We start from the raw sequence: 8,845 nt of genomic DNA, 5'->3' as shown, positions 1-8,845 counted from the left end.
GGCCCGCTTCGAGTCGGTGCCGGTGGCCGGGCGGACGCTGGCCGGCGCGGTGGCCGAGGCGACGCCTGCGGCAGGCGCCGCCGCGTCCTCGCCGACCGGCCAGGTCGCCGACTGGGGCCGGCAGCCGAACGGCGCCGCGCTGAAGGTCGCCTGGCCGGACGTTGGCGGCACCCTCGAGGTCGTGCAGGAAGGCGCCGGCAAGCCGTGGCTGACGGTGCAGAGCCTGGCCGCCATCCCGCTGAAGGCGCCGTACGCGGCGGGCTACCACGTCGCCCGCAGCACCACCGCCATCGAGCAGAAGGACAAGGGCCGCTGGTCGCGCGGCGACATCGTCAAGGTGCGCCTGGAGATCGACGCGCAGAGCGACATGACCTGGGTCGTGGTCAGCGACCCGGTCCCGGGCGGCGCGACCATCCTCGGCAGCGGCCTCGGCCGCGACTCGCAGATCGCGACGCGCAGCGAGAAGCGCGAAGGCAGCGCCTGGGCCGCTTTCGAGGAGCGCAGCTTCGAGGCCTTCCGCGCCTATTACGAATACCTGCCGCGCGGCAGGCACGTCGTCGAGTACACGGTCCGCCTCAACAACCCCGGCCGCTTCGCCCTGCCGCCGTCGCGCGTCGAGGCGATGTATGCGCCGGAGAGCTTCGGCGAGACGCCGAACGCCAGCATCGAGGTCGCGCCGTGAGACTCGGGGCCGGGCTTCGTGCGGTCGTGCTCGGCCTCGCCTGCGCGAGCTCCACGGCCGGCGCGGTCCCCAGCTTCGCCGAGGTGAAGGCGGCGCATCGATCGTCCGATTTGACCCTGCTCGACCGCCACGGCGCCGCGATCCAGACCCTCCGCGTTGACAAGGCGGTTCGGCGCCTCGCCTGGGTCCCGCTCGCCGACATGTCGCCGGCCCTGCTGCATGCCATCGTGCTGAGCGAAGACCGGCGCTTCCACGAGCACGCCGGCGTCGACTGGCAGGCGGCGACGCGCAGCGCCTGGGCCAACCTCTGGAACACGCGCACGCGCGGCGCGTCGACGCTGACGATGCAGCTGGCCGGCCTCGTCGACGAGGGCCTGGCCCGCCCGAGCGGCGGCCGCAGCGTGACGCAGAAGCTCGGCCAGGCGCTCACTGCGACCCGGCTCGAGCGGGCGTGGAGGAAGAGCGAGATCCTCGAGGCCTACCTCAACGCCGTGCCGTTACGGGGCGAGATGGTCGGCATCGACGCGCTGGCGCAGACGCTGTTCGGCAAGCACCCGAGCGGCCTGGACGCACACGAGGCGGCGATCGCCGCGGCCCTGGTGCGCAGCCCGAATGCGGCGCCGGCGGCGGTGGCCCAGCGCGCCTGCGGCGTCCTCGCCCTGCAGCAGCTCGCCTGCACCGGCGTCGCCGGGCTGACCGAGGCGGCGCTGGCGCGGCGCGGCGCAGCGCCGCTCGGCGAGCAGCTGGCGCCGCACTTCGCCCGGCTCGGCCTCGATCCGCACGGGCCGGCGCGGCAGAGGAGCACCCTGGACGCGTCTCTGCAACGCCTCGCCGCGACGACCTTGCGTCGCCAGCTCGGCGAGCTGGCGGGCCGCAACGTCGAGGACGGCGCCGTGGTCGTGCTCCACAACGCCTCGGGCGAGGTGCGGGCGTGGGTCGGCTCGAGCGGTGAGCTCTCCGGTGCGGCGCAGGTCGACGGCGTGCTGGCGCGGCGCCAGCCGGGGTCGACGCTGAAGCCCTTCGTCTACGGGCTCGCCTTCGAGCAGCGCCTGGTCACGCCGGCGACGCTCGTCGACGATTCGCCGGCACAGATCGCGACCCAGGGCGGCCTCTATCTGCCGCAGAACTACGACCGTGAATGGAAGGGCTTCGTCAGCGTGCGCACCGCGCTCGGCGCCAGCCTCAACGTGCCTGCCGTGCGGGTCGGCGCGATGCTCGGCCCCGACGCCTTGCTGGCCCGGCTGAACGCGCTCGGCTTCGACCTGAAGGAGAGCGCCGGCTGGTATGGCGCGTCGCTGGCCCTCGGCGGTGCCGACGTCAGCCTGCTCGCGCTGACCAACGCCTACCGCACGCTCGCCAACGGCGGCCTGCACGCGGCGCCCGTGCTGCAGGCCGGCCGGCCGCAGGCCGCGCCGGTGCGCGTAGCCGACGCGGCGGCGGCCTTTCTCGTCACCGACATCCTCGCCGACAACAACGCCCGCGCCCGCACCTTCGGCCTGGCCAGCGCGCTCGCGACGCGCGGCTTCGCCGCCGTCAAGACCGGCACCAGCAAGGACCTGCGCGACAACTGGTCCGTCGGCTTCACCGACCGCTACACGATCGGCGTCTGGGTCGGCAACGCGAGCGGCGCGGCGATGCACGACGTCAGCGGCGTGAGCGGCGCGGCGCCGATCTGGCACGCGCTGGCGACGTACCTGCACGCCGGCTCGCCGTCGAGGGCGCCGCGGCTGCCGGCCGGCGTGGTCGCGACCCCTGTCGCCTTCGACTCGAAGCGGGAGCCGGCACGGACCGAGCTGTTTCTCGCCGGCACCGAGCAGCGCCTCCTGCGCGCGACGGCCGCGGTGGCCGGCGAGCAACGCTTCGGCATCGCCAGCCCGCGCGACGGCAGCGTCTTCGCCATCGACCCCGACATTCCGCCGTCGGCCCAGCGCATCACCTTCGAGGGCGAGCCGGGCACCTGGGTCCTCGACGGCAAGCGGGTCGGCACCGGCCCGCGCCTGCGCTGGCCGCCGTGGCCCGGCCGGCACACGCTGTGCCTCCTGACACCGTCCGGCGCGACCCTGGCCTCGGTGCGCTTCGAGGTGCGCGGCGCCGGCGTGAAGGCCAGGCCGGCGAACCGGCGCTGAGCGCGGGCGCGAACGCAGGCCCTCTAGCCGGCTCGGCTGAAGACCCGTTCCATCGCCGCGTCGATGACCAGCCCGCACAAGGTATAGAGCAGCGAGCCGAGCAGCGCCGCCCAGAACGACGTGACCTGGAAGCCCTCCAGCACCGCGGCCGCGAAATAGAACATCAGGGCGTTGATGACGAAGAGGAAACAACAGGCCCAGCGTCAGCACGGTCACCGGCAGCGTCAGGAGGACGAGCACCGGCCGCAGCAAGGTGTTGAAGAGGCCGAGCACGAGAGCGGCGATCATCGCCGCGCCGAAGCCCTTCACCTGCACGCCGGCGTCGAGCTGGGCGACGAGAAGGAGGGCCGCGGCGAGCAGCAACCAGCGGACGATGATCTTCATGAAGGGAGGATAGGGCAGCCGCGCTGCGCGCCGATGCGCTGGACGCGCGCCATTACATTTCGGCAAACAGTCCGACGACCGCCCCCACCGCCATGCTGCTGCACCTTCACGACGTTCTCGGCGCCGAGGATCTGCGCTCCGTCCGGGCCGTTCTCGCCGGCGCATCGTGGGTCGACGGGCGCACGACGTCGGGCGCGCAGTCGGCCCAGGTAAAGAACAACGAGCAGCTGCCGCTCGACTCGGGCGCGGCGCGCCAGCTGCAGGCGCGGGTCATGACGGCACTGAACCGGCACCCGATATTCTTCTCCGCCGCGCTGCCGAAGCGAGTCCTGCCGCCGATGTTCAATCGCTACGCGGGCACGAGCAACGCTTTCGGCAACCACATCGACAACGCCGTCCGCTTCATTCCCGGCGGCCAGGGCGAGCGCGTGCGCACCGACGTCAGCTGCACGCTGTTCCTGAGCGGCCCCGAAGAGTACGAAGGCGGCGAGCTGATGGTCGAGGACGCCCTCGGTGCCCAGGCCGTGAAGCTTCCGGCCGGCGACATGGTCATCTACCCGGGAACGAGCGTTCACCGGGTCGAGCCGGTGACGCGCGGGGCGCGGCTGGCGAGCTTCTTCTGGGTCGAGAGCATGGTCCGCAGCGACGAGCAGCGGCGTCTTCTCTTCGACATGGATCGGCACCTGATCCGGCTTCGCGAGACCTCCGGCGAGACCGATCCGTCGGTGATCGGGCTGACCGGCACGTATCACAACCTGCTGCGGCTCTGGGCCGACGTCTGATCGCGAACGGCATCGAAGGGCGCGACGACTGACGCGTGCCAACGACAAAAGCGATGTTCGACTCTGAAGATTGCTTGTTCTTCGAGTGAAAACAGCTTCTCTTGCCTCTATACACGCAGTACTATTCGCACCGCGCGGAGCACGGAGAAATGAGAGTCCATGCGACTCTTGCCCGTACCGAGCACATCAACACAATCACTTGATGGAGAGAATCAACATGGCAACTGCGAAGAAAGCCGCCAAGAAAGCGGCCCCGGCGAAGAAGGCTCCGGCCAAGAAGGCAGCCGCCAAGAAGGCGGCCCCGGCGAAGAAGGTGGCAGCGAAGAAGGCTCCGGCCAAGAAGCGCACCCCCAACGCGGCCTTCATGAAGGCCATGACCCCGAGCGGCTCTCTCGCTGCCATCATCGGCGACAAGCCGGTGCCGCGCACCGAGGTGACCAAGAAGGTCTGGGAGTACATCAAGAAGAACAACCTTCAGGACGCGAACAAGCGGACCATGATCAACGCGGATCCGAAGCTGAAGGAAATCTTCAAGAAGAGCCAGGTCTCCATGTTCGAGATGACCAAGCTGATCAACGGCCACCTGAGCTGACGCACCGCGCCGCGAGGCGCGTTCCGAGAAAAAGCCAGTGCCTGCCACTGGCTTTTTCTTGGCCGCGATGCCGAGCGTAGGAGGCAGCCCACGCGCTCCCCCTCGCTGCTCCCACAGCGGCGGGCTGTCCCAGCCGAGCGACGCGGCGGTGATCCGGCCCCACAGTCCCTCCCGTCAACAACAGGAGTGGGCTCATGACATCCATCAAGGTTTCCCGGGTCGCCCGTGCGGCGGCCCTCTGCGTCGGCGCCCTGGTGTTCGCCGGGGCTCACGCGGCCGGCGACAAGACGGCTTACGACCAGGTCCGGGCCTCGGCCAAGGCGACCTATGACGCCGACAAGAAGCGCTGCGACACCCTGTCGGGCAACGCCGAGGACATCTGCGAAGCCGAGGCCAAGGCCAAGCGGGTCCGGGCCGAAGTCGAGGCCGAGGCGACCTGGAAGGGAACGGCCAAGGCCCGGCAGAACGCGACCGAGAAGATCGCCAAGGCGGACTACGCGCTCGCCAAGGAGCGCTGCGACGACATGAACGGCAATGCCAAGGACGTTTGCGAGAAGGAAGCGAAGGCGGCCCAGACCCGGGTCCTGGCCGACGCGAAGGTCGCGATGAAGACCGGCGAGGCGCGCGGCGAGGCGGTGAAGGACAAGCGCCAGGCCGATTACAAGGTCGCTGCCGAGAAGTGCGACGCCATGAGCGGCGACGCCAAGTCGAACTGCATCACCCAGGCGAAGAAGCGCTACGGGATGTAGTCGCCGGCGGTCTCAGCCGCGGGCCAGGCGGCGCTCGACGAAATCGAGCCGGTCCTGGCCCCAGAACATCTCGCCGTCGACCAGGTAGGTCGGCGCGCCGAACAGGCCGGCGTCGATGGCACGTTGCGAGTCGCGGTCGTAGCGCTCGTGCACGGCCTGGCTCTGCGAGTCCTCGAGTCGGCGCGCCGGCAGGCCGCATTCCTCGAGCATCGACTGCAGCGCCGCCGGATCGGCGATGTTGCGCTGCCCGGCCCAGACGCCGCGCAGGATGGCGCCGGTGATCTTCATCGCCGCCTCCGAGCCCTCGTGCTCGTCGACGGCGATGATGAGCTTGGCGGCGTCGTCGCCGTTGACCGGAAAGTAGCGCGGCTGCAGGTTCATCGGCAGGCCGAGGAAGTCGCTGAAACGCTTCAGCTCGACGAGCCGGTAGGCCTGCCGTTGCGGCGCTCGCTTGGCCAGGGGCAGCCCGCCCGAGACCGGAAAGACGCGACCGAGGTCGACCGGCAGCACGTTGATGGCGGCGCCGGCCTTGGCGGCGATGGCGGCGAAGCGATCGTGGCCGAGGTAGGTCCACGGCGACTGCGGCGAGAGGAAGTAGTCGACGATCAGGCTCATGGCAGGCTCCGGGGGCTCGGGAGGCCGAGTCTAGGCCGGCGGCGAAGACCTCGCCTCAGGCGCCGAGCAGCGGCCGCAGGTAGCGCCCGGTGAAGCTCGCCGCGTTGGCCGCCACCTCTTCCGGCGTGCCGGTCGCCACCACCGTGCCGCCGCCGGCGCCACCCTCCGGCCCCATGTTGACGACCCAATCGGCGGTCTTGATGACGTCCAGGTTGTGCTCGATGACGACCACCGTGTTGCCGGCGTCGCGCAGCTGGTGCAGCACCCGCAGCAGGAGGTCGATGTCGGCGAAGTGCAGGCCGGTGGTCGGCTCGTCGAGGATGTAGAGGGTGCGGCCGGTGTCGCGCTTGGAGAGCTCGAGCGCCAGCTTGACGCGCTGCGCCTCGCCGCCGGAGAGCGTGGTCGCGCTCTGGCCGAGGCGGATGTAGCCGAGGCCGACGTCGAGCAGCGTCTGCAGCTTGCGGGCGATGTTCGGGACAGCGCTGAAGTAGCCGTGGGCGTCCTCGACGGTCAGGTCGAGCACCTCGGTGATGTTCCTGCCCTTGTAGAGGATCTCCAGCGTCTCGCGGTTGTAGCGGCGGCCGTGGCAGACGTCGCACGGCACGTAGACGTCGGGCAGGAAGTGCATCTCGACCTTGAGCACGCCGTCGCCCTGGCACGCCTCGCAGCGGCCGCCGGCGACGTTGAAGCTGAACCGGCCCGGCCCGTAGCCGCGCTCGCGCGCCGCCGGCACCTCGGCGAACAGCTCGCGGATCGGCGTGAACAGGCCGGTGTAGGTGGCCGGGTTCGAGCGCGGCGTGCGGCCGATCGGCGACTGGTCGACGTTGATCACCTTGTCGAAGGCGTCCAGGCCGTCGATGCCGTCGTGCGGCTCGGGCTCGGCGTGGCTGTTGTAGAGGTTCTTCGCCACCGCCGCGTACAGCGTGTCGTTGACGAGGGTCGACTTGCCGGAGCCGGAGACGCCGGTGACGCAGGTCAGCAGGCCGACCGGGAGGGCGACGTCGACGCCCTTCAGGTTGTTGCCGCGCGCGCCGACGATCCGCAGCCAGCCGTCGGGCTGCGGCCTGGCGCGGCGCGCCGGGACGGGGATGCGCAGGACGTGCGCGAGGTAGCGGCCGGTCAGCGAATCCGGGTGGGCGGCGACTTCCTCCGGCCGGCCTTCGGCCATGACCCGGCCGCCGTGCACGCCGGCGCCCGGGCCCATGTCGATGACGTGGTCGGCGGCGAGGATCGCCTCCTCGTCGTGCTCGACGACGATGACGCTGTTGCCGATGTCGCGCAGGTGGTAGAGGGTGGACATCAGGCGCTCGTTGTCGCGCTGGTGCAGGCCGATCGACGGCTCGTCGAGCACGTACATCACGCCGGTCAGGCCGGAGCCGATCTGCGACGCCAGGCGGATCCGCTGCGCCTCGCCGCCGGAGAGCGAGTCGGCGCTGCGGTCGAGGCTCAGGTAGTTGAGGCCGACGTCGTTCAGGAACTTGAGCCGCGAGCAGATCTCGCGCACCACCTTGTCGGCGATCTCCGCCTTGGCGCCGGTGAGGGTCAGGCGATCGAACCAGGCGAGCGCCTCGCGCAGGGTGAAGTGCTCGACCCGGTAGATCGGCTCGCGCTCGCCGCCGGCGTCGACGAGGAACACGTGGCGTGCTTCGGTGCGCAGCCGCGTTCCCTCGCAGTCCGGGCACGGCTTGGCGCTCTGCAGGCGGGCCAGGTCCTCGCGGATCGCCGCCGAGTCGGTTTCCCGGAAGCGGCGCTCGAGGCTCGCCAGGATGCCTTCGAAGGGGTGCTTGCGCTTGAGCTGCCGCTTCTTGCCGCGGCCCGCCTCGGCCTCGTAGCTGAACTCGATCTCGACCTCCCGCGAGCCGTGCAGGAGCACCTCGCGCACGTCGGGGCCGAGCTCCTCGAAGGGCGTGTCGATGTCGAAGGCGTAGTGGCTGGCGACGGTCTCGAGCAACGAGAACATGTACGGGTTGCGCCGGTCCCAGCCCTTGACCGCGCCGCTGGCCAGGCTCAGCGAAGGAAAGGCGACGACCCGCTCCGGGTCGAAGACGGTGGTCACGCCGATCCCGTCGCACGTCGGGCAGGCGCCGACCGGCGAGTTGAAGGAGAACAGGCGCGGCTCGAGCTCGGGCAGGGCGTAGTCGCAGAGCGGGCAGGCGAACTTGCTCGAGAACAGATGCTCCTTGCCGGAGTCCATCTCGACCGCCAAGGCCCGGCCGTCGGCGATCCGCAGCGCCGCCTCGAAGCTCTCGGCCAGGCGCTGTCGCAGCGGCGCGGCCTCGTCGGGGGCCTGCACCTTGATCCGGTCGATGACCACGTCGATGTCGTGCTTCTCCGACTTCTTCAGCTTCGGCACGTCGGCCGCCTCGACGACGCTGCCGCCGACGCGAAAGCGCACGTAGCCCTGCGCCTGCATCGACTGGAACAGCTCGGCGAACTCGCCCTTGCGATCGCGCACGACCGGTGCCACCACCATCAGCCGCGTCTCGGCCGGCAAGGCCAGCGTCGCGTCGACCATCTGGCTCACGCTCTGCGCCTGCAGGGCGAGCCCGTGCTCGGGGCAGAACGGCGAGCCGGCGCGAGCGTAGAGCAGGCGCAGGTAGTCGTGGATCTCGGTCACGGTGCCGACGGTCGAGCGCGGGTTGTGCGCCGTCCCCTTCTGCTCGATCGAGATCGCCGGCGACAGGCCCTCGATCACGTCGACGTCGGGCTTGTCCATCAGCTGCAGGAACTGCCGCGCGTATGCCGACAGGCTCTCGACGTAGCGCCGCTGCCCCTCGGCGTAGAGCGTGTCGAAGGCCAGGCTCGACTTGCCCGACCCCGACAGCCCGGTGATCACGACCAGCTGGTTGCGCGGGATGTCGAGGTCGATGTTCTTGAGGTTGTGCGTGCGCGCGCCGCGGACCCGGATGAAGGCG

The 8,845-nt window shown here is 70.5% G+C and carries 7 protein-coding genes and 1 pseudogene; 5 read left to right on the top strand and 3 right to left on the bottom strand.

The features are described 5' to 3' along the window. Nucleotides 1-682: alpha-2-macroglobulin family protein (locus AC30N0_RS18380; protein ID WP_489519332.1), on the top strand; the 682-nt coding region annotated here is incomplete at its 5' end. Next, a complete protein-coding gene (gene pbpC, locus AC30N0_RS18375; protein WP_489519331.1) occupies nt 679-2,808 on the top strand; it encodes a penicillin-binding protein 1C in 2,130 nt (709 codons plus the stop codon). The genes AC30N0_RS18380 and pbpC, both read left to right, overlap by 4 nt. A 23-nt stretch (nt 2,809-2,831) precedes the next feature. Here the strand turns inward: pbpC and AC30N0_RS18370 are convergent. Continuing rightward, a pseudogene (locus tag AC30N0_RS18370) lies at nt 2,832-3,192 on the bottom strand (phage holin family protein). Nucleotides 3,193-3,284: 92 nt separating this feature from the next. Here AC30N0_RS18370 and AC30N0_RS18365 point away from each other — a divergent pair. From AC30N0_RS18365 to AC30N0_RS18355, 3 genes are all read left to right on the top strand, one after another. Next, nucleotides 3,285-3,974, top strand: coding sequence for a Fe2+-dependent dioxygenase (locus AC30N0_RS18365; RefSeq protein ID WP_489519330.1), 690 nt, complete (start codon nt 3,285-3,287; stop codon nt 3,972-3,974). Nucleotides 3,975-4,191: 217 nt separating this feature from the next. Next, the gene (locus AC30N0_RS18360; protein WP_489519329.1) at nt 4,192-4,566 is read left to right on the top strand and encodes an SWIB/MDM2 domain-containing protein; all 375 of its coding nucleotides are present in this window, start codon (nt 4,192-4,194) and stop codon (nt 4,564-4,566) included. Nucleotides 4,567-4,760: 194 nt separating this feature from the next. Beyond that, the gene (locus tag AC30N0_RS18355) at nt 4,761-5,315 is read left to right on the top strand and encodes a hypothetical protein (protein ID WP_489519328.1); all 555 of its coding nucleotides are present in this window, start codon (nt 4,761-4,763) and stop codon (nt 5,313-5,315) included. Nucleotides 5,316-5,327: 12 nt separating this feature from the next. Here the strand turns inward: AC30N0_RS18355 and AC30N0_RS18350 are convergent, their stop codons facing one another. Next, nucleotides 5,328-5,930 (bottom strand): 2-hydroxychromene-2-carboxylate isomerase, encoded by a 603-nt coding sequence (locus AC30N0_RS18350; protein ID WP_489519327.1) that lies wholly within the window; start codon nt 5,928-5,930, stop codon nt 5,328-5,330. 55 nt (nt 5,931-5,985) lie between these two features. After that, nucleotides 5,986-8,838 (bottom strand): excinuclease ABC subunit UvrA, encoded by a 2,853-nt coding sequence (uvrA, locus tag AC30N0_RS18345; protein WP_489519333.1) that lies wholly within the window; start codon nt 8,836-8,838, stop codon nt 5,986-5,988. Between the last annotated feature and the right edge of the window lie 7 nt (nt 8,839-8,845).

The organism is Rhizobacter sp. (genome assembly GCF_031412495.1).
Classification (GTDB): domain Bacteria; phylum Pseudomonadota; class Gammaproteobacteria; order Burkholderiales; family Burkholderiaceae_C; genus Schlegelella_A.
This window is presented reverse-complemented; position numbering and strand designations above follow the sequence as displayed.